The 20,574-nt window shown below is 35.0% G+C and carries 15 protein-coding genes; 7 read left to right on the plus strand and 8 right to left on the minus strand.

Annotated elements, in window-relative coordinates; translation table 11 throughout:
• Position 1: 1 nt before the first annotated feature.
• The 3 genes from BLS90_RS13995 to BLS90_RS14005 are packed head-to-tail and all read right to left on the minus strand — an operon-like array spanning position 2 to position 1,511.
• Positions 2 to 637 (minus strand): nitroreductase family protein, encoded by a 636-nt coding sequence (locus BLS90_RS13995; RefSeq protein ID WP_091258716.1) that lies wholly within the window; start codon positions 635 to 637, stop codon positions 2 to 4.
• Positions 638 to 666: 29 nt separating this feature from the next.
• A complete protein-coding gene (locus tag BLS90_RS14000; RefSeq protein WP_091258718.1) occupies positions 667 to 1,089 on the minus strand; it encodes an organic hydroperoxide resistance protein in 423 nt (140 codons plus the stop codon).
• 2 nt (positions 1,090 to 1,091) lie between these two features.
• The gene (locus tag BLS90_RS14005; protein WP_091258720.1) at positions 1,092 to 1,511 is read right to left on the minus strand and encodes a MarR family winged helix-turn-helix transcriptional regulator; all 420 of its coding nucleotides are present in this window, start codon (positions 1,509 to 1,511) and stop codon (positions 1,092 to 1,094) included.
• 1,022 nt (positions 1,512 to 2,533) lie between these two features.
• Here BLS90_RS14005 and recG point away from each other — a divergent pair.
• The 6 genes from recG (at position 2,534) to BLS90_RS14035 (ending at position 12,449) form a co-directional block, all read left to right on the plus strand.
• Complete coding sequence (gene recG, locus BLS90_RS14010; protein ID WP_091258722.1) at positions 2,534 to 4,645, plus strand: ATP-dependent DNA helicase RecG; 2,112 nt, start codon at positions 2,534 to 2,536, stop codon at positions 4,643 to 4,645.
• 310 nt (positions 4,646 to 4,955) lie between these two features.
• The gene (locus tag BLS90_RS14015; RefSeq protein ID WP_091258724.1) at positions 4,956 to 6,014 is read left to right on the plus strand and encodes an efflux RND transporter periplasmic adaptor subunit; all 1,059 of its coding nucleotides are present in this window, start codon (positions 4,956 to 4,958) and stop codon (positions 6,012 to 6,014) included.
• A 68-nt stretch (positions 6,015 to 6,082) separates the two neighbouring features.
• Positions 6,083 to 9,178 (plus strand): efflux RND transporter permease subunit, encoded by a 3,096-nt coding sequence (locus BLS90_RS14020; protein WP_091258726.1) that lies wholly within the window; start codon positions 6,083 to 6,085, stop codon positions 9,176 to 9,178.
• A gap of 70 nt (positions 9,179 to 9,248) precedes the next feature.
• Positions 9,249 to 10,562 carry a TolC family protein gene (locus BLS90_RS14025; RefSeq protein WP_091258727.1) on the plus strand — a complete coding sequence of 438 codons (1,314 nt, stop codon included), beginning with the start codon at positions 9,249 to 9,251 and terminating at the stop codon, positions 10,560 to 10,562.
• Between the two features lie 26 nt (positions 10,563 to 10,588).
• Positions 10,589 to 11,452 carry a bestrophin family protein gene (locus BLS90_RS14030; protein ID WP_091258729.1) on the plus strand — a complete coding sequence of 288 codons (864 nt, stop codon included), beginning with the start codon at positions 10,589 to 10,591 and terminating at the stop codon, positions 11,450 to 11,452.
• A 73-nt stretch (positions 11,453 to 11,525) separates the two neighbouring features.
• Positions 11,526 to 12,449 (plus strand): AraC family transcriptional regulator, encoded by a 924-nt coding sequence (locus BLS90_RS14035; RefSeq protein ID WP_073353206.1) that lies wholly within the window; start codon positions 11,526 to 11,528, stop codon positions 12,447 to 12,449.
• Position 12,450: 1 nt separating this feature from the next.
• Here the strand turns inward: BLS90_RS14035 and BLS90_RS14040 are convergent, their stop codons facing one another.
• From BLS90_RS14040 to BLS90_RS14050, 3 genes are all read right to left on the minus strand, one after another.
• The gene (locus BLS90_RS14040; RefSeq protein WP_091258732.1) at positions 12,451 to 12,825 is read right to left on the minus strand and encodes a DUF779 domain-containing protein; all 375 of its coding nucleotides are present in this window, start codon (positions 12,823 to 12,825) and stop codon (positions 12,451 to 12,453) included.
• Between the two features lie 68 nt (positions 12,826 to 12,893).
• Positions 12,894 to 13,109: a hypothetical protein gene (locus BLS90_RS14045; RefSeq protein WP_245705118.1), complete on the minus strand. Its 216-nt coding sequence runs from the start codon at positions 13,107 to 13,109 to the stop codon at positions 12,894 to 12,896.
• A gap of 168 nt (positions 13,110 to 13,277) precedes the next feature.
• The gene (locus BLS90_RS14050) at positions 13,278 to 14,783 is read right to left on the minus strand and encodes an aldehyde dehydrogenase family protein (RefSeq protein WP_091258734.1); all 1,506 of its coding nucleotides are present in this window, start codon (positions 14,781 to 14,783) and stop codon (positions 13,278 to 13,280) included.
• Between the two features lie 265 nt (positions 14,784 to 15,048).
• On the opposite strand from BLS90_RS14050, the gene pheT reads away from it, so the two are divergent.
• Positions 15,049 to 17,469 carry a phenylalanine--tRNA ligase subunit beta gene (pheT, locus tag BLS90_RS14055; RefSeq protein WP_091258736.1) on the plus strand — a complete coding sequence of 807 codons (2,421 nt, stop codon included), beginning with the start codon at positions 15,049 to 15,051 and terminating at the stop codon, positions 17,467 to 17,469.
• 124 nt (positions 17,470 to 17,593) lie between these two features.
• Here the strand turns inward: pheT and BLS90_RS14060 are convergent, their stop codons facing one another.
• Both BLS90_RS14060 and rpsA read right to left on the minus strand, forming a co-directional pair.
• A complete protein-coding gene (locus BLS90_RS14060; protein WP_091258738.1) occupies positions 17,594 to 18,148 on the minus strand; it encodes a fasciclin domain-containing protein in 555 nt (184 codons plus the stop codon).
• A 369-nt stretch (positions 18,149 to 18,517) separates the two neighbouring features.
• Positions 18,518 to 20,296 carry a 30S ribosomal protein S1 gene (rpsA, locus tag BLS90_RS14065; protein WP_091258740.1) on the minus strand — a complete coding sequence of 593 codons (1,779 nt, stop codon included), beginning with the start codon at positions 20,294 to 20,296 and terminating at the stop codon, positions 18,518 to 18,520.
• Positions 20,297 to 20,574: the final 278 nt, after the last annotated feature.

Below are 20,574 nucleotides of genomic sequence, written 5' to 3' on the forward strand. Positions count from 1 at the left end.
ATTATTTAAACTCTACTACAAATTCCGCTTTAGGTATTCTCACTTTTTTCATTGGAGCAATCCAATCGTTTGGTGTATCGGCGTAGCCAACATACATTAGCGAAACACTTTTTAAACCTAATTTATCTAGTGCTAAGATTTCGTCAACCACACTGTTATCAAATCCTTCCACTGGGGTGCTGTCTACTTTTAGTTCAGCAGCTTGCGCCAAAGAAAGACCAAGAGCAATGTAAGTTTGTCTGGCAATGTGCACGAAGTTTTCTTCGGCAGGTTGTGCGAGATACATTTTCTTAAGCATATCCGTATAGCTATTAAAACGCCCTTGTGGTAAACCGCGCTCTGCTGTAGTGTAATCGTACACTTTATCAATGCGCTCAGCCGTGTAACGGTCCCATCCTGCAAAAATCAAAACATGAGAACAATCTCTCATGCATTCTGGATTTAGTGCTCCTTTAACCAGTTTTTCTTTTAGATCTTGGTTTTCAACAACAAGCACTTGAAAAGGTTGTAATCCTGAAGAAGTAGGTGCCAAACGCGCCGCTTCTACAATTTTATCAATAGCTTCTTTGCTTACTTTTTTGGTAGCATCATATGCTTTTACAGCGTGTCTCCAGTTTAAATCTTCTAGTAAAGCCATTGTGTATTTTTATTTTTTTAATAAGTAAATTAGTCGTTTGAAACAGTAAGTGTAACTAACATATTTCCTCTCGTCGCATTAGAATAAGGACACACTTGATGCGCTTTTTCTATTAACTCTTGCGCTACTGCTAGTGTTACTCCGGGAATAGTAGCGTGCAAAGTGGCTTCCAAACCAAAACCTCCTGCGTCATTTTGTCCAATGCTTACACTTGCGGTTACGGTTGTTTCACCGGTTTGAATGTTTTCTTTTTTGATTACCAAATTCAAGGCGCTATCAAAACAAGCCGAATAACCTGCGGCGAAAAGCATTTCTGGATTGGCATAATCATCATTGGCTCCGCCTAACGCTTTTGGATATCGTACTTCTAGTGCTACAATTCCGTTTTCGCTTTTTACTTCTCCGTTTCTACCGCCTGTTGCAGTAGCTTGTGTGGTATACAATGTTTTCATCTTTATTTTTTTGTTATTTTAGTAATTATGTTTTTTAAGATTAATAAATCCTCCGCAGAAACATTCATAGCTTCCATTAACTGTTTCGGAATGCAAGCTGCTTTTTCTTTTAGTGCTACCCCTTTTTCAGTCAACGAGATGTTGACGATTCTTTCATCAATCGTGCTTCTGATTCGGGTTACAAATGCCTTCGTTTCCATTCGTTTTAATAATGGAGTAAGCGTTCCGCTGTCTAATTTTAGTTTATCACCAAGCTGATTAACAGTTTGCGCTTCGTGTTCCCATAAAACGAGCATGACTAAATACTGCGGATAAGTCAACTCTAGCGCCTCTAACAAAGGACGGTACTGATTGATGATTTCCTTTGCCAAGGCGTAAACAGGAAAACAAACTTGCTCGCTGATGTGTAGTTGATCTTTCATGGTTTGTTTATTATGGTACAAAGATAGTTTTAATTGTATTGTGTGCAATTTAATTGATTACAATTAATATAAATTTAACTCGTGGTGGTTTTTGTCTCATGGTCTTTTTTCAAGATATAAAATATGTAACTTTTTCTTTCGGAAAGTCTAAGAGAAAAAAAAAGAAGATACTTAAAGCTGGTTTTTTAAACATATAAGGCATGTAAGTGCGTGTAAGTTTTAAACTCAGACAAATACAGCAACGATTGTCTTTCCAAAGGAATCGCTACTAATTAGGTTTATTATTTTTTCAAGATATAACAGATGCAAGCTTTTCTTTCACAAAGATTCACTGAGAAAAAATAAGATTCACTAAGCTGTTTTTTAAATATATAAGGCATATTAGTGCATCTAAGTTTTAAACTCAGACAAATACAGCAACGGTTGTCTTTCCAAAGGAATCGCTACTAATTGAGTTTGGTTTCTTTTAAACATATAAGACATCTAAGTTTTTCTTTCGGAAAGTCTCAGAGAGATAGAAATAAGATTTATAAATCTGTTTTTTAGATAGATAAGCATATCAGTACATATAAGTTATGAGGGAACAAACGAAGCAACGTTTGACATTCCGGGGGAATCGCTGGTAGTATAGACCCTAAAAAATAGATTCCTTAGATCCAAAAGTTCTTTCTAGTTTTTCACCTTTTTAGCCTTGATAGCAGTGGAAAGCCTTTGCGAGGTGAAAACCATTTTTTTCTGGTTGTGGTAGAGCGACCGTAGGAAGCTCCTGCCCTAACCTAGAAAAAAGGTTTGATACTTCAAAGCTTGAAACGGATAGCGAGAATTGCTACTAAGAAAAAAGTACTTTACGGTAATTGAATTGATTTACGTTATTTTGACTCTATTGTTACTGCCAATACCTTATTTTTTGATCCATTGTGATTTTCTATTTTGCAAACAAAAAACTATCTTCGTATTTTGCAAGAAAGAATAATTTTGACTTAAAAGTGTAGTTCTTTGTGCAGTTTTCCAAATAATTTAAAATGTCTGTTAACAACCTCCTCCTTACTCCTATAGAATATTTAAAAGGCGTTGGTCCCAACCGGGGCGAATTGCTACGTAAAGAATTGGGAATTTATAAGTATGTGGATTTGGTTAATTTTTTCCCCAACCGATACATTGACCGAACGCGGTATTATAAGATTAACGAACTGCAAAATAATATCGCTGAGGTTCAAATCATAGGTAAAATTATTAATATTAAAACCGTAGAATTTGGCAGAAACCAAAAACGATTGGTAGCAACTTTTGTGGATGATACAGGTCAAATGGAACTTGTTTGGTTTCAAGGCCACAAATGGATTCGGGAGAGCTTAAAGCTTAATGAAATCTGCGTTATTTTTGGGAAATGTACTTCTTTTGGAAGTACATTCAATATGGCACATCCGGAAATTGAGTTGATGAGCGAGCATGAAAAAAGCTTGCGTTCCGCCATGCAACCCGTTTATCCTTCGACCGAAACCTTGACTAATCGTGGTATTTCAAATCGAGTGATTAATAAAATGATGCAGCAATTGTTTCTGGAAACACAAGCGTTGTTTGCGGAAACATTACCGGATTATTTAATCAACGAATTGAAACTGATTCCTAAAAAAGCTGCTTTATTCAGTATTCATTTTCCAAAAAGCACTGAAGTTTTGGCGAAAGCTAAGTTCAGATTAATATTTGAAGAATTGTTTTTTATCCAATTGCAATTAATTACAAAAAATCTCATTAGGAAACACAAAATAAAAGGACACCCATTTTCTATTGTCGGTAACTATTTTAATGACTTTTATCAAAATCATTTGCCTTTTCAGTTGACCAATGCTCAAAAAAGAGTAATCAAAGAAATCCGAACCGACATGGGCAGCAACGCCCAAATGAACCGTTTACTGCAGGGTGACGTAGGTTCCGGAAAAACTATTGTAGCTTTTATGAGTATGCTTTTGGCGCTTGATAATGGTTTCCAAGCATGCTTGATGGCGCCTACGGAGATCTTAGCAAACCAACATTTTATTGGCTTATCTGAATTAGCACAAACACTAAATATAAATATCAGAATCCTAACGGGTTCTATTAAAATTGCACAGCGCAGAATAATCCATGAAGAACTGGAAAACGGTACGTTACATATTCTCATTGGAACACATGCTTTATTGGAAGATAAAGTAAAATTTAAGAATTTAGGGCTAGCCGTAATTGATGAACAACACCGTTTTGGAGTGGAACAACGCTCTAAATTATGGAAGAAAAATATGATTCCGCCACATGTTTTGGTGATGACCGCCACGCCTATTCCCCGAACATTAGCAATGAGTTTGTACGGGGATTTAGATATTTCAGTGATTGATGAATTGCCTCCGGGACGTAAACCCATTCAGACCGTACATCGTTTTGACAGCAACCGACTGAAGGTTTGGAAATTCCTTCGGGACGAAATCGCTTTGGGACGCCAAATTTATATTGTGTATCCTTTAATTCAGGAATCGGAAAAAATGGATTTCAAAGATTTGATGGACGGTTACGAAAGCGTTTCCAGAGATTTTCCGTTGCCACACTATTCGATTTCTATGCTTCACGGAAAAATGAAACCTGCAGAAAAAGATGCAGAAATGAAGCGCTTTTCGGAAGGAAAAACCAATATTATGGTAGCCACAACCGTAATTGAAGTTGGTGTGAATGTTCCTAACGCCAGTGTGATGATTATCGAAAGTGCGGAACGTTTTGGATTATCGCAACTGCATCAGCTTCGAGGTCGCGTGGGTCGTGGAGCAGAACAAAGCTATTGTATCTTAATGACCAGTCATAAATTGAGTTCCGATAGTAAAACCCGAATGGAAACCATGGTACAAACCAATGATGGTTTTGAAATTGCCGAAGTCGACTTGAAGCTTCGAGGTCCAGGTGATTTAATGGGAACGCAACAAAGCGGCGTGCTAAACCTTCAAATTGCAGATTTAGTTCGAGACAGAGACACTTTGGCTCTAGCCAGAAACTATGCTCTAAAATTACTTAAGGAAGATGCAGGAATGCAAAAACCAGAACATGCCGCTTTAAGAGCTATTTTTATCGAAATGACTAAAAAGAAAAACATTTGGAATTACATTAGTTAATTTTCGTCTAGCAACTATTTTTTAAAAACATAAGGTTTAGCTTAGATGAATTGATACGTTTATTTGGTTTCATTTTTACAATAAGTCCTTTTGGAAAAACTATTTTTCAATTGTCGATTAAACTAATGCTATTTTTTGGAGTCCTATAGTCAATGATTTTATTATTTTACATCAAATCACCTATCGAAATTAAATATTTGTATGTACAAACGTTAAATAAAAAGCAACATGATCACAAATATCGTTTCTAAAACCTAAATTTGTTTTTAACTATATATACTGAAACCTAATCCTACTTTATATTACACTTATGAAAATTAAATACTTCGTTTATGCCTTGTTGACTATTGGAATCATTGGCTTTATTGGTTACAGAATAACAGAAAATAAAAGTGGCGAAGGAGATGCTAAAGATTCCAAAGGAAAAGGCAAATCCATCAGCGTAAACGGAATTGTGGCAACACCGGCAACTTTTGATAATAATTTATCCCTTTCTGGTTCTATTGAAGCGAATGAACAAGTTGAAATCCGAAGTGAAGTTTCTGGAATTGTAGAAGGTATTTATTTTAAGGAAGGAAGTAACGTGAGTAAAGGACAAGTACTTTTTAAGGTAAATGACCTAGAGTTAAGAGCGCAGTTGAGACAAACTTCTACCAGAGAGGGACTAGCCTCGGAAAACGCAAGAAGAGCCAAACTGCTCTTGCAAAAAGAAGCCATCAGTCAGGAAGAGTACGATTTAGCAAGAGCCGACTTAAAATCGGCACAAGCCCAAAGCCAATTGATAAAGGCGCAAATTGCAAAAACATCTGTTAGAGCACCATTCTCTGGTAGAATTGGATTGCGTTCTATTTCACCTGGAACTTATATTACACCTGCGATATTGGTAGCAAAATTAGTAAATACTGGAAAACTAAAAATCACTTTTTCGATACCTGAAAAATATGCGAGCCAAGTAAAAACGAATACGACACTCACCTTTAAAGTGGCAGGTTCTGATGAAAAATTTAGCGCTACAGTGTACGCTATTGAACCAGAAGTAGCCATCGCAACAAGAACATTACAAGTTCGTGCCATTGCAGATAATAAAACAGGTAAATTATTACCAGGAACTTTTGCAGATGTCGAATTGCCTTTAGACATTATAAAAGATGCTATTGTAGTTCCTACTGAAGCCATTATCCCGATACAAAACGGTAAAAAAGTTTTCATTTCCTCTAACGGTCAAGCCAAAGAAATAATGATAGAAACGGCAACAAGAACAGATGCTACCATTTTGGTTCTTTCTGGTTTAAAGGCAGGAGATACAGTAATTACCAGTGGTGTCATGTCGTTAAAAAACGAAACTCCTGTAACTGTTACAATTAAATAGATTAAGATATTATGTTCCTGCAAAGCAATTTAAAGTCTATAATCAGCAATTAAAAATCTAAAATCTAAATGAGTTTATCCACAACAAGTATTAGAAGACCTGTATTTACCATAGTAATCAATTTAGCCATCGTTTTGTTTGGTTTAATTGGATACACCTTTCTTGGCGTTCGAGAGTTTCCATCAATTGATCCTGCGCAGGTTTCCATTCGTACCAATTATACTGGTGCAAATGCGGATATAATCGAATCCCAAATTACAGAACCTCTTGAGAAAGCGATCAATTCCATTGACGGAATCAGAAATGTGACCTCTTCCAGCGCACAAGGAAGCAGCAACATTACGATTGAATTTAATTTGGATAAAAATTTGGAGGATGCAGCCAACGATGTCCGCGACAAAGTATCACAAGCCGTTAGAAACCTTCCTCAAGATATTGATTCTCCTCCAGTAGTTTCGAAAGCGGATGCCAATGGCGATGCCATTATTTCGATGACTGTTCAAAGTGATACACGAAATGCATTAGAGCTTAGTGATTATGCTGAAAATGTCATTTCACAAAGGCTTGAAACCATACCTGGTGTGAGTGGTGTCCAAATTTGGGGTCAAAAAAGATATGCAATGCGGTTGTGGATTGATCCAGTAAAACTGGCTTCTTATGGTTGTACCGTTTCTGAAGTACGAGATGCATTAAACAAGCAAAATGTTGAATTACCGTCCGGAAAACTGACTGGTGATAATACCGAATTAACGGTAAAAACAGTGGGGAATCTTTCTACTGCTGCCGAATTTAATAATATTATAATTCGTGCTGAAGATGAAAAAGTGGTGCGTTTTAGTGATGTAGGAACCGCAATCCTTGGACCTGAAAACACAGAAACTAAAATGACGCAATCCGGAACACCTTTAGTTGGTGTTGCCATTGTGCCACTTCCGGGAGCCAATTATTTAGATATTTCGACCGCTTTTTATAAAGAATTTGAAAAATTAAAAAAGGATTTACCAAAAGATATTAAGCTGAATATCGCTATTGATAATACTATTTTTGTAAAAAAATCAGTAATTGAAGTAGCGGAAACATTAGGAATTTCTATTGTTTTGGTAATCTTGATTATCTACTTATTCTTCAGGGATTGGGCTATTGCGTTTAGACCTTTAATTGATATTCCAGTGTCATTGATTGCTACGTTCTTCATCATGTGGCTTTTTGGTTTTTCCATCAATGTATTGACATTATTAGCTATTGTTTTGGCAACGGGATTAGTGGTTGATGATGGAATCGTAGTTACCGAGAATATTTTCAAAAAAGTGGAAGAAGGTATGACGCCCATCGAGGCAGCTATCAAAGGATCTAATGAAATATTTTTTGCCGTAATTTCAATTTCAATCACCTTAGCAGCGGTATTTTTACCTGTGATTTTCCTGGAAGGATTTGTCGGGCGCTTATTTAGGGAATTTGGAGTCGTCATTGGTGCTGCCGTTTTGATTTCGGCTTTTGTATCGTTGACCTTAACTCCAATGTTAAATGCTTATCTCATGAAAGGTGGCGAACAAAAAAAATCCAAATTCTACATTCGAACAGAACCTTATTTTCAAAAATTAAATAGCGGATATGCCAGTTCCTTGAGCAGTTTTATGAAAAAGAAATGGTTGAGTTTCCCTATTCTTATTGCTTGTTTTGGGTTAATCTATTTATTTTTTAACCTTTTACAAAAAGAAACCGCACCGTATGATGATCGCAGTGGTTTTGTATTGCGAATGACCACACCAGAAGGATCTTCTTATGAATATACGGATCGCTTCATGCAAGAGGTATCAAAATTAGTAGATGACTCTATTCCCGGAAAAAAAGTAGCTTTAGTAATTACCTCCCCTGGTTTTGGATCCTCTTCTGTAAACAGTGGTTTTATACGCGTATCATTAGTTCAACCCAATGAAAGAACCGATTCACAAAAAGAAATTGCAGAGAAATTAACCAATTGGACTAAGCAATATCCCGATGCAAAAACCTCTGTTATTGAGCAACCAACCATCGCAGTAAATCGACGCGGTGGGTTACCAATCCAGTACATTATACAAGCACCCAACTTTAAAAAACTAGAAGAAAAAATTCCTCTTTTTATGGATGAGGTGGCTCAGAATCCAACCTTTGCAGTTAGTGATGTAAATTTAAAATTTAACAAACCTGAAGTTAATGTCACCATTGATAGAGAAAAAGCCGAAAGTCTGGGAATATCCGTGATTGACATTGCACAAACCTTACAACTTTCCTTGAGTGGACAACGCTTTGGATACTTTATGAGAAATGGAAAACAGTATCAGGTCATTGGACAATTTGACCAAGAAGACCGTTCAAAACCACTGGATTTAACCTCGATGTTTGTAAAAAACAATATGGGACAATTGATCCAAATGGATAACGTGGTGAGCATCGAAGAAAAAAGTAATCCGCCGCAACTATACCACAACAACCGTTATATGGCCGCAACTGTTTCTGCAGGTCTTGCTCCAGGCAAAAGTATCAGCGATGGAATTGATGCGATGAACGAAATAAAAGCCAAAGTTCTTGATGATACTTTTACAACAGATTTAGGGGGAGAATCAAGGGATTTTGTCGAAAGTAGTTCGAATACTGCCTTTGCATTTGGATTGGCTTTACTGCTAATATTTTTAATTTTGGCAGCACAATTTGAGAGTTTTATTGACCCTTTCATTATTATTCTGACAGTACCAATGGCAGTTGCAGGAGCATTATTCTCCTTGTGGTTGTTTGACCAAACGTGGAATATTTTCAGTCAAATTGGAACTGTAATGCTTATTGGATTGGTAACCAAAAATGGAATCCTAATAGTCGAATTTGCAAACCAACTTCGAGAACAAGGAAAACCAAAATTAGAAGCCATTTTAGAAGCTTCAGAAGCGAGATTGAGACCGATCTTAATGACAAGTTTAGCAATTTCGCTGGGGGCGTTGCCTATTGCTTTATCCTTAGGAGCTGCCTCAACTAGTAGAATTGGAATGGGAGTTGTTATTGTTGGGGGAACTATTTTCTCGCTAGTTTTAACTTTATTTGTCATACCAGCCATGTATTTAATGTGGTCGAAAGCTCGTAAACATTATCCTGAATTTGACCATATTGAAGAATATGAGAAAGAAGTTAAATAATTTGAATGGAACCCTGATGTATGGGATTATAAATCATTTACAATAATAATCCCTGTCAAAAAATAAAAATATGACACACTATAAAATACTATTGCAAAGCTTTATCTTATTCTTTTTTTGTGTAAGTGAAACCAATGCACAAGAAGTCTTAACACTAGAAAGTGCGGTAAAAATTGCCTTGGAAAACAATTATGAAATAAAAATTGCTACCAACAACTTGACCATTCAAAAAACAAACGTAGCCATAGGAAATGCTGGAATGCTACCCACTGTTACCGCAAATGTTTTAGATAATAACAGTATTCAGAATAGTTCTCAAACACGTCAGGATGGTACTGAAAATGAGTTAGATAATGCCAAAAATAATAATTTGACCTACGGTGTTGGCTTGAATTGGACTATTTTTGACGGACTAAGAATGTTTGCCAGAATGGATCAGCTGAAAGAATTACAAAAGTTAGGCGAAACACAATTAAAGCTGACCTTAATAACAAGAATTAGCGATGTGAACGCAGCCTATTACGATTTAGTACAACAACAACAACAGTTGGCGGCATTGGATACAACCATCGTCATTTCCAACCAGCGCTTGACATTGGCTCAAAATAGATTTACCATTGGAAAAGCATCTAAATTAGAAGTTTTGAATGCACAAGTAGATTTGAATACAGATCAGGTAGCCTTGCTAAGACAAAAAGAGTTGTATGCTAATAGCAAAATCTTACTAAATCAGTTAATGGCTAGAGAGGTCTCCACCGATTTTAAAGTGATTGATGTACTAGAAGTTGATTCCCTATTATTATTACCAGAACTCAAAGCTTTAGCGGAGAGCCAAAATCCTCAATTAGAAGCACAGATTATTAATAAAAAAGTGGCGGAATTAGAATTAAAGCAAATTAAAGCGGCTCGTTATCCTACAATTCGAGTAAATACTGCCTACAATTTTTCAGAAAGTCAATCTAGTCTTGGTTTTGTAACGCAATCCCAATCCAGAGGTTTTAATTATGGTTTTAGTGCTTCTTTGAATCTATTCGATGGCTTTGCACAAAATCGAAATGAAAAAATCGCCAAGATCCTTATTGAAAATTCTAAAATGAGCATAGATCAGCAAAATTTAGCACTAAATTCACAATTATCTACCTCTTACCAAACGTATTTGACTAATTTAGAGTTGATTGGTTTAGAAGAAAAAAATGAGTCAATTGCCAAACAAAATTTAAATATTACTTTAGATAAATTTCGAATTGGAACCATTACCACGTTAGAATTCAGAACGGCACAATTGAATTATGTTAATGCCAAAGTGCGCTACAGCAACGCTCAATTTCAAGGTAAATTATCTGAAATTGCACTTCGTGAATTAGCTGGCAATTTAATTTTTTAATATACTTTTGTAAATAAAAATTTAGAATGACTTCGTATAATCCCAAAGACTGGATCAGTTTTATTTTCCAATTAAGCAAAGGGGACACCTTTCGAAAACTAATACCAATGATGGTTATTATCGGAATTTATTCTGGTGGAATTGGCTATTTAGAGATTGAATATTGGCATTTACCAGATAGTAGCCATGTCAAAAATATTTCAATAATGCACGGAATGTTAGGTTTCGTAATCTCCTTATTATTAGCTTATCGTACTAACACTGCCTATGACAGATGGTGGGAAGGCCGGAAATTATGGGGCGGATTAGTAAACAACAGTCGGAATTTAGCGATCAAATTATCAATCATATTGCAGGATGAAAAAGATCGTAATTTTTTTCGGAAAGTGATTCCCAGTTATGCCTCCATTTTACATGAACATCTAAATGATAGCGATACGGGAAGACAATTGTTTGATGATGTCGATTTAGAAATTGATCATCACAAACACAAGCCCAATCAAGTAGCCAAAATATTATTTCAAAAAATTAATGATTTATATGTTTCCAAGAAAATTACAGGAGACCAATTGATTATTTTAAATACTGAAATACAATCTTTTACAGATATTTGCGGGGCATGTGAACGAATAAAAAACACGCCTATACCTTATTCTTACAGTGCTTTTATAAAAAAATTTATTTTTATTTATGTTCTTACTTTGCCTTTTGGATATGTCTTTAGCCTTGGTTATTATGTAATTCCAGTAGTCGTATTTATTTTTTATGTTTTAGCGAGTTTAGAGCTCATTGCTGAAGAAATCGAAGATCCGTTTGGAACTGATGCCAATGATTTACCAACTAGGAAAATGGCAGAAAACATTAAAAAACATATTGAGGAGTTAATTTAAATTTTGTTAAACACCCCTATCATTCTAATTATTTTCATTAAATTTAAACTTTGACTTTCTAAAGTTTAAATCTATGAATAGTAACCGCGCTTTTATACAACCTCCGCACCTCTCAAACGAAAAATCGTTAAAAACATTAGTAGAAAATAGAACTGTTTATTCCTTGAACCATTGTGAACTCAATCTTTTTGAAACCTACGAATCTTCGACATTAGTTCCTTTAAAATTCAATGATTTAGTAGTAACCAGCATGTTGCGAGGCAAAAAAGTAATGCACCTTTTTGACGATCCGAGCTTTGTATATCTACCAGGAGAAACTGTAGTGATTCCTTCGAATGTAGAAATGAAAATTGATTTTCCAGAGGCTTCTAAAAACAATCCTACCCAATGTTTGGCTTTGGCGATAGACCAAAAAAAAATAACTGATACATTACAATTTTTGAATGAGCGCTATCCAAAAGAGGGAAATGACCAATTCTGGCAATTGAATTACCAAAACTATTTCTTTTATAACAATGCAGCATTAGCCACAACCATTACTAAACTGATAAAAGAATGTATGAGTACCTCAATAACCAAGGATGTTTTGGCCGACTTGACTTTGCAGGAATTATTGATTCGCATTATTCAAACTCAAACTGTCAAAGCAATTGAAGATGGACTCTTTATAGATCCAAAGAATCCTATTACCGATGTTGTAGCATTCATCCGTTTGAATTTGAAAGAAAACTTTAACATGAAACATTTGAGTGAAAAAGCATGCATGAGCACAACTTCTTTTTATCGCTTTTTCAAAAAAGAATTAGGGATGAGTCCAATTGAATTTGTAATTAATGAAAAAATGAGATGTGCTAAACAATTACTCCAAAATCCTACAATACAAATTAATGAAGTCTGTCACATGTCTGGTTTTGAGGATTGTAATTACTTTATTCGCTTATTTAAGAAACATGAAGGTATTACGCCCAAACAATACCAGTTATTGTGCGTAAATTAAATTATTCAATAAAAGTAACAGGTTCAAGCGATTGTTCTTCCTCTGGAGTAAAAATCCGATATTCAATTCGGAATGTTTTTTTTAACGGGGTTTCTAGTGAAAATCCTCCTACTCCAAAAGCATCAATTACATCTAAAGTAAAATGTGCATGTTTCCAGTATTCAAATAAATCTTTGTCTACCCAAAACTCGGTGTTTTCGACTAAACCAATACATACATCGCCCAGTCGTTGATAAAAACCTCCTTTTTCAAAACATTGTGGTTGTGTTCCTTCACAGCATCCGCCCGCTTGATAAAACATTAAGTCTCCATGTTTTGCCTGCAAAATTTTTATTAATGCTATTGCCTTTTCGGTGGCATCAATTCTCTTTATCATCTTTTTATAGGTATTGATAAAAACAGAAAACTTATGCGAACACAAATTTTCTGTTTTATTAATTTATATTATTGCTTGGCAATTTCAAGTACAACACGCCCTTCAATTTGTCCTTTTTTCATTTTTTCAAAAACATCAATTACATCTTCTAACTTTGCTGATGTAACGGTTGCTTTGACTTTTCCTTCTACAGCAAATTGAATCGCTTCCTCTAAGTCTTTTCGAGTACCTACAATAGAACCCCTAATTGTAATTCTATTTAATACCGTATCAAAAATAGACAAATCAAAATTTCATTTCGACCAGGACGATTAACTTCTACTTCTTCAATCTTTAAAAGTGACCCAAATTCCCTAATCACTGCAGCTCTCATTGTTTTTGGTAACATAATCTACAGATTTTAAAAAAAAAGGAAAGCTCTTCCACTTTCCTTTTTCAATTAATGATTCATTCTAAAAGAAACCTAATTTCTTTTTATCGTAAGAAATCAGCATGTTTTTTGTTTGTTGATAATGTGCTAGCATCATTTTATGATTCTCACGGCCAATTCCAGACTGTTTATATCCTCCAAAAGGAGCTCCAGCAGGATAAGAGTGGTATTGGTTTATCCAAACACGACCCGCTTGAATGGCTCTTGGAACCTGATAAATTTCGTGTGCATCTCGTGTCCAGAGTCCAGCTCCCAAACCGTACATTGAATCATTTGCAATAGCAATCGCTTCTTCGGTGGTTTTAAAAGTGGTAACAGCTAAAACAGGTCCGAATATTTCTTCTTGAAAAATACGCATTTTGCTGTGTCCTTTGAAAAGAGTCGGCTTGATATAATACCCTCCTGCTAATTCCCCTTCCATGCGATTTTCTTCCCCTCCTGTTAATAATTCAGCTCCTTCTTCTTTTCCTAGTTTAATATAGGAAAGTATTTTTTCTTTTTGAACCAAAGAGGTTTGCGCACCCATCATCGTCGTTCTATCCAACGGATTTCCCATTTTAATAGCAGCAGTTCTCTCGATAACTTTGGCAATAAATTTATCATATATTGCTTCGTGTACTAATAATCTGGAAGGACAAGTACATATTTCACCTTGGTTTAGAGCAAACATCACAGCACCTTCAACTGCTTTGTCAAAGAAATCATCATCAGCATCACCAACAGATTCCATGAAAATATTAGGTGATTTTCCGCCTAATTCTAATGTAACTGGAATAATATTTTCAGTAGCATATTGCATAACTAGACGACCTGTAGGAGTCGAACCAGTAAATGCTGCTTTTGACACTTTTTTATTAGTTACCAAAGCCCTACCTAACTCGGCCCCAAAACCATTCACAATATTTATAACTCCCGGAGGAAGAATATCCCCAATCAATTCCATTAATACTAAAATAGAAATTGGAGTACTTTCTGCGGGTTTTAGTACCACCGTATTTCCTGCCGCCAAAGCTGGAGCCAGTTTCCAAACTGCCATTAAAATTGGAAAATTCCAAGGAATAATTTGGGCAATTACTCCTAGAGGCTCACTTAAAGCTATAGAAACAGTTTGCGAATCCAATTCGGCAATTGAACTGTCCTCGGCTCTTATTACACCAGCAAAATAGCGAAAATGGTCAATGGCTAAAGGAATATCTGCAGCTAAAGTTTCCCGTATCGCTTTTCCATTATCTATAGTTTCAACTGTGGCAATGTATTCCAAATTATCTTCGATAACTTGAGCAATTTTATTCAATAAGTTACTGCGTTCCGTAGCAGAGGTTTTTCCCCAAGTTTGAAAAGCATCATAAGCTTTGTCTACAGCAAAAGCTACATCTTCCTTACTAGAGTGAGCAGCTTGCGTAAAAACTTTTCCATCTATAGGAGAAACGACGTCAAAATAGTCACCATTTATTGGTGCTACAAATTTCCCGCCGATATAATTATCATATTTTGCCTTAAATTCAGGTCTTTGCACTACGTTATCCATTTGGTTTTATTTTTAGATTTACTCAAAGTTAGCTTCTTATTTATCTTTAGAATAGCATTAATCATCCAACTAATAGCATTAAATTTTACTATCTGTTTTTTTAACCTAATTTTATTATTTATTTCACATTTATTTATAATTAATGATGCCAAATTAACATTTCTTACACGTGCTTACTACTGCAAATCAATTATAAAAAACAAAAAAAATTGTTTCTTTCTCCAACCTGCAATCCTTATATTTGCAATCTTGAAAAAAACATAAAATGAAAATATCTTACAACTGGTTAAAACAATTCATCAAAATAGACTGGAAATCCGATGAAACTGCTGCATTACTTACGGACTTAGGTTTGGAAGTGGAAATAGTAGAAAAATACCAATCCGTAAAAGGCGGATTAGAAGGTATTGTTGTAGGGCATGTACTTACCTGCATCCAACATCCTGATGCTGACAGACTAAAAATAACCACCGTAGATTTAGGCAATGGTATTCCTGTACAAATTGTATGTGGTGCCAATAATGTTGCTGCTGGTCAAAAAGTACCGGTCGCTACCATCGGAACTACATTATATGATGCAGCAGGAGTTGCTTTTTCGATAAAAAAAGGAAAAATACGCGGACAGGAAAGTCATGGAATGATTTGTGCAGAAGATGAAATTGGTCTTGGCGAAAGCCATGATGGCATTATGATTTTAGACGATGCATTAGTACCAGGAACACCTGCTGCAACCGTCTTTAAAATTGAAGATGATGAAGTTTTTGAAATCGGACTTACTCCTAACCGTGCTGATGCCATGAGCCACTTAGGAACAGCTAGAGATTTAAGAGCCGGACTTTTACAAAGTGGTGTAAACGTAGAATTAATTACCCCATCAGTTAGTAATTTTAGAGTAGATAAAAGAACTTTGAAAATTGACATCGATGTAAAAGAACCTAAACTTGCCCCTCGTTATTGCGGTGTAACTATTTCTGGAATCGAAGTAAAACCATCTCCTGCCTGGTTGCAAAACAGATTGAAAGCTATTGGATTAAATCCAAAAAATAATATTGTAGATGTTACTAATTATGTTTTACATGAATTAGGACAACCACTCCATGCTTTTGATGCAGCAAAAATTAATGGTAAAATAATAGTGCAAACGCTTCCTGCAGGCACAAAATTCATTACCCTTGATGATGTTGAAAGAACTTTACACGAAGAAGATTTAATGATTTGTGACGAAAAAGGTCCATTATGCATTGCCGGTGTTTTTGGTGGTAAAAAATCTGGAGTTTCTGAAAGTACAAATTCTATATTTTTAGAAAGTGCTTATTTCAATCCGGTAAGTATTCGTAAAACTGCAAAAAGACATCAATTAAATACAGATGCTTCTTTCCGTTTTGAAAGAGGAATTGACCCTACTATAACGGAATATGCCTTAAAACGTGCTGCGTTACTAATACAAGAAGTGGCAGGTGGAGAGATAACATCTGACGTTTTTAATGTCTATCCAAAGAAAATAGAAGATTTCAGCGTATTCTTAAACTTTAGTAAAGTCGCAAAAATTATCGGGGAAGAATTACAAAAAGATACGATAAAAAAAATATTAGTTTCTTTAGATATCAAAGTGAATAGTGTCTCAGATGCTGGATTAGGATTAACAATCCCTGCATACCGCGTTGATGTACAAAGAGAAATAGATGTTATAGAAGAAATATTAAGAGTATATGGCTACAACAATATTAATTTTTCTAAAAAATTAAATGCTACGGTTTCTAATTCGCCTAGAAACGAAGATTACAAAATACAAAATTTGATTGCCTCACAATTAAATTCTCAGGGATTCAATGAAATGATGGCAAATTCATTAACTACAGCCTCTTACGTTGGACTTTCAGAGGATTTGAATCCAACAAACAATGTGACAATGTTAAATCCCTTAAGTGCTGATTTGTCTACAATGCGACAGTCCTTGCTATTTTCAGGATTGGAAGCAGTATCGTATAATATCAATCGTAAAAATGCCGATTTGAAATTATTCGAGTTTGGAAAAACATATCATAACTACCTTGCTGGTTACGAAGAAAAAAAGCATTTAAGCTTATTCCTTACTGGTAGCAGAAATCAGGAAAACTGGACCACAACTCAAAAACCTTCCGATTTCTTTTTATTTAAAGGGTTTGCAAATGGAATTCTTTCTCGTTTAGGCATTCAAAAAACACAAAATGTTCCAGTAACTTCAGATGTATTTTCTGAAGGCATTGCGATTAGCGTTGGAAACGAAATTTTAGTAGAATTAGGAGTCGTAAAAAAATCAATTTTAAAACATTTTGGAATCAAACAGGAAGTGTTTTTTGCAGATTTTAATTGGAACTTAATTTTAAAATTGCTTTCAAGCAAAATAAAATACACTGAGATTCCTAAATATCCAGAAGTTCGCAGAGATTTGGCTTTATTGATTGACCAAAGTGTAACTTATGATCGTATTTACACGATTGCCTGTCAAACGGAAAAAGCACTGTTAAAAGATATTAATTTATTTGATGTGTACGAAGGACAAAATCTTCCCGAAGGAAAAAAATCGTATGCGTTGAGTTTCACCATTCAGGACCATTCAAAAACATTAACAGATGTTCAAATTGATAAAATTATGAGCAAGCTGAAAAAGAATTTTGAAACTGAACTTGGAGCTAGCTTACGATAATAGCCCTTTATTTATAATATTAATTCCCAATTCTAGATTTAGAATTGGGAATTTTTTTATACAAAAAAGCCCTACTAGTAGCAGAGCTTTTAAGACTAACAAAATATCAACCTCTAATCTTAAATTATTGTTTTGGCAATACTACAGCGTCAACAACGTGAATCACACCATTCGATTGGTTTACATCTGCTATTGTAACTTTAGATTTTCCACCATTCGCATCAGTAATATATAAGTTTTTCCCTTTCATCCAAGCCGTAAGTGTTCCACCGCTAACCGTTTTCAAAGTTGCTTTACCTTTTCCTTTTTTAATAGCTTTTGCTATATCAGAAGCGTTCATTTTTCCTGCAACTACGTGGTAAGTAAGGATTGTTTGCAACATTTTTAAGTTTTCAGGTTGTAATAACGTTTCAACAGTTCCCATTGGTAATTTAGCAAAAGCAGCATTTGTTGGTGCAAAAACTGTAAAAGGTCCTTTACTTTGTAATGTTTCTACTAATCCTGCGGCTTTAACGGCTGCAACAAGCGTAGTGTGATCTTTAGAGTTTACTGCATTTTCAACAATGTTTTTTGAAGGGTACATTGCTGCTCCACCAACCATTACTGTTTTTTGAGCAAAAGAAGTAGCTCCAAATACTAATGCCATAAATGCAATCGATAAAAATTTTCTAGTTTTCATAATAATCTATTTTTTAAAGTTATATAAAAGCATTTACGCATAAAGAACAGATTTGGTTTTAAAAAAATGAAAATAATTCATAAAAAATTAACCTTTAGTAAAATAACAACATTGTTTTTTTTGATAACCTGATGAAGATAGAACGTGTAAACTAGCCCCGATTGAAGCAAGTATCCTTTTTATTGTGCTTTTATAATTTTCTATTGTAAGTTAGATGTGCTGCACAATGATAAGATACTGCGAAAAGCGGGAGGAATAGTGAAATGAAAATCAATTGTAATGCTCCTAAAAATTAAAACACCAATTTATAAAGCAAAAAAAAGCCTCACATTGCTGTGAGGCTTTCTCTATTTAAAAAATTTTAAGAAATTATTTTTTCTCTGATTTTTCCATTTTAGCTTTCAATGCAGCTAACATATCATTGTTGTCTCCTAAAGTTGCAGCTGGTGCGTTTGTAGATGAGTTAGATGAAGTGTTTTCAGTAGCAGTTTTCACATTTTTCTCTTCTTCTTCACGGAAGATAGCAGTGTGAGAGGCAACTACTCTTTTAAATTCTTTGTTGAATTCAATTACTTTGAAATCAGCTGATTCTCCTTTTTTCAATTTCTTACCGTCTTCTTTTTCAAGGTGACGAGTAGGAATGAAAGCAACGATATCATCTCCAAATTCTACAGTAGCTCCTTTGTCAACAATTTCAGAAATTTCACCGTTGTGGATAGTTCCTACAGCGAAAGAACCTTCATACTGATCCCAAGGATTAGCAGTAGTTTGTTTGTGACCTAAAGATAATTTACGTCCATCAACATCTAATTCTAATACTACTACGTCTAATTTTTCACCAACATTTACAAATTCAGATGGGTGTTTGATTTTCTTAGTCCAAGATAAGTCAGAGATGTAAATTAATCCATCAATTCCTTCTTCTAATTCTACGAAGATACCAAAGTTTGTAAAGTTTCTAACGATACCTGAATGTTTAGAACCTACAGGATATTTAGAAGTGATATCTGTCCAAGGATCTTGAGACAATTGTTTGATACCTAATGACATTTTACGGTCATCTCTATCTAATGTTAAGATAACAGCTTCAACAACATCACCTACTTTTACGAAATCTTGAGCAGAACGTAAATGAGTAGACCAAGACATTTCAGAAACGTGGATTAAGCCTTCAACACCTTCAGCAACTTCGATGAAAGCACCGTAATCAGCGATTACAACTACTTTACCTTTTACTTTGTCTCCAATTGCTAATTTAGCATCTAGAGCATCCCAAGGGTGAGCGTTTAATTGTTTCAATCCTAATTGAATTCTTGTTTTCTCATCATCGAAATCAAGGATTACAACATTTAATTTTTGATCTAATTCCAATACTTCAGATGGGTGGTTGATTCTTGACCAAGAAAGGTCAGTAATGTGAATCAATCCATCAACTCCACCTAAGTCAATAAAGACACCATAAGAAGTAATGTTTTTAACAACACCTTCTAATACTTGTCCTTTTTGTAATTGACCGATGATTTCTTTTTTCTGGATTTCGATATCCGCTTCAATAAGCGCTTTGTGAGATACAACTACGTTTTTAAATTCGTGGTTAATTTTCACAACCTTGAATTCCATCATTTTGTTAACGTATACATCGTAATCTCTAATTGGCTTAACATCAATTTGAGATCCTGGTAAGAACGCTTCAATTCCGAAAACGTCAACGATCATACCACCTTTAGTTCTGCATTTAACAAAACCATTAACGATTTCACCTGTTTCGTTAGCCGAAATAACTCTATCCCATGATTTGATAGTACGTGCTTTACGGTGAGATAATACTAATTGACCTGTTTTATCCTCACGGATATCAATTAATACTTCAACAGTATCACCTACTTTTAATGCTGGGTTGTAACGGAATTCGTTCAATGAAATAACACCTTCCGATTTTGCGTTGATATCAACAATAACGTCTCTATCTGTAATTCTAACAACTGTACCATCAACCACTTCTTCTTGATCCGTAGCGATAAATGTTTTTGAAACTAGTTCTTCGAATTCTTGTAAGTTTTTTTGATCAACTGCATCAATACCTTCTTCAAAGTTGTGCCAGTTAAAATTTGCTAAAAACTCTTCTTGTGATTTTACTTGTTCAGACATGCTGATTAAAAATTTGTATTCTGTATTCTCTCGAGTTTCTTAATGTGCCAGAAAACAGCAGAAGTTGTTTGTATAATTAATTGAACCCTAGAGGAAACTCTTATTCACCAAAAGGACTGCAAAAGTAAAACATTTATATTAAATAGCAAAATATTTATGGTGCGATAATCGATTGATTATTAGAAGCAGAACATTTAGTAGTTTTTAAGAACTCTACTCCCGCTTTCCGTTGCAAGCTCCCGAAAAAAAAATCGGGAGGATTTCCACTGCAATCGGAG

The sequence above is a fragment of the Flavobacterium omnivorum genome (assembly GCF_900099915.1).
GTDB classification, from domain to species: Bacteria; Bacteroidota; Bacteroidia; order Flavobacteriales; family Flavobacteriaceae; genus Flavobacterium; species Flavobacterium omnivorum.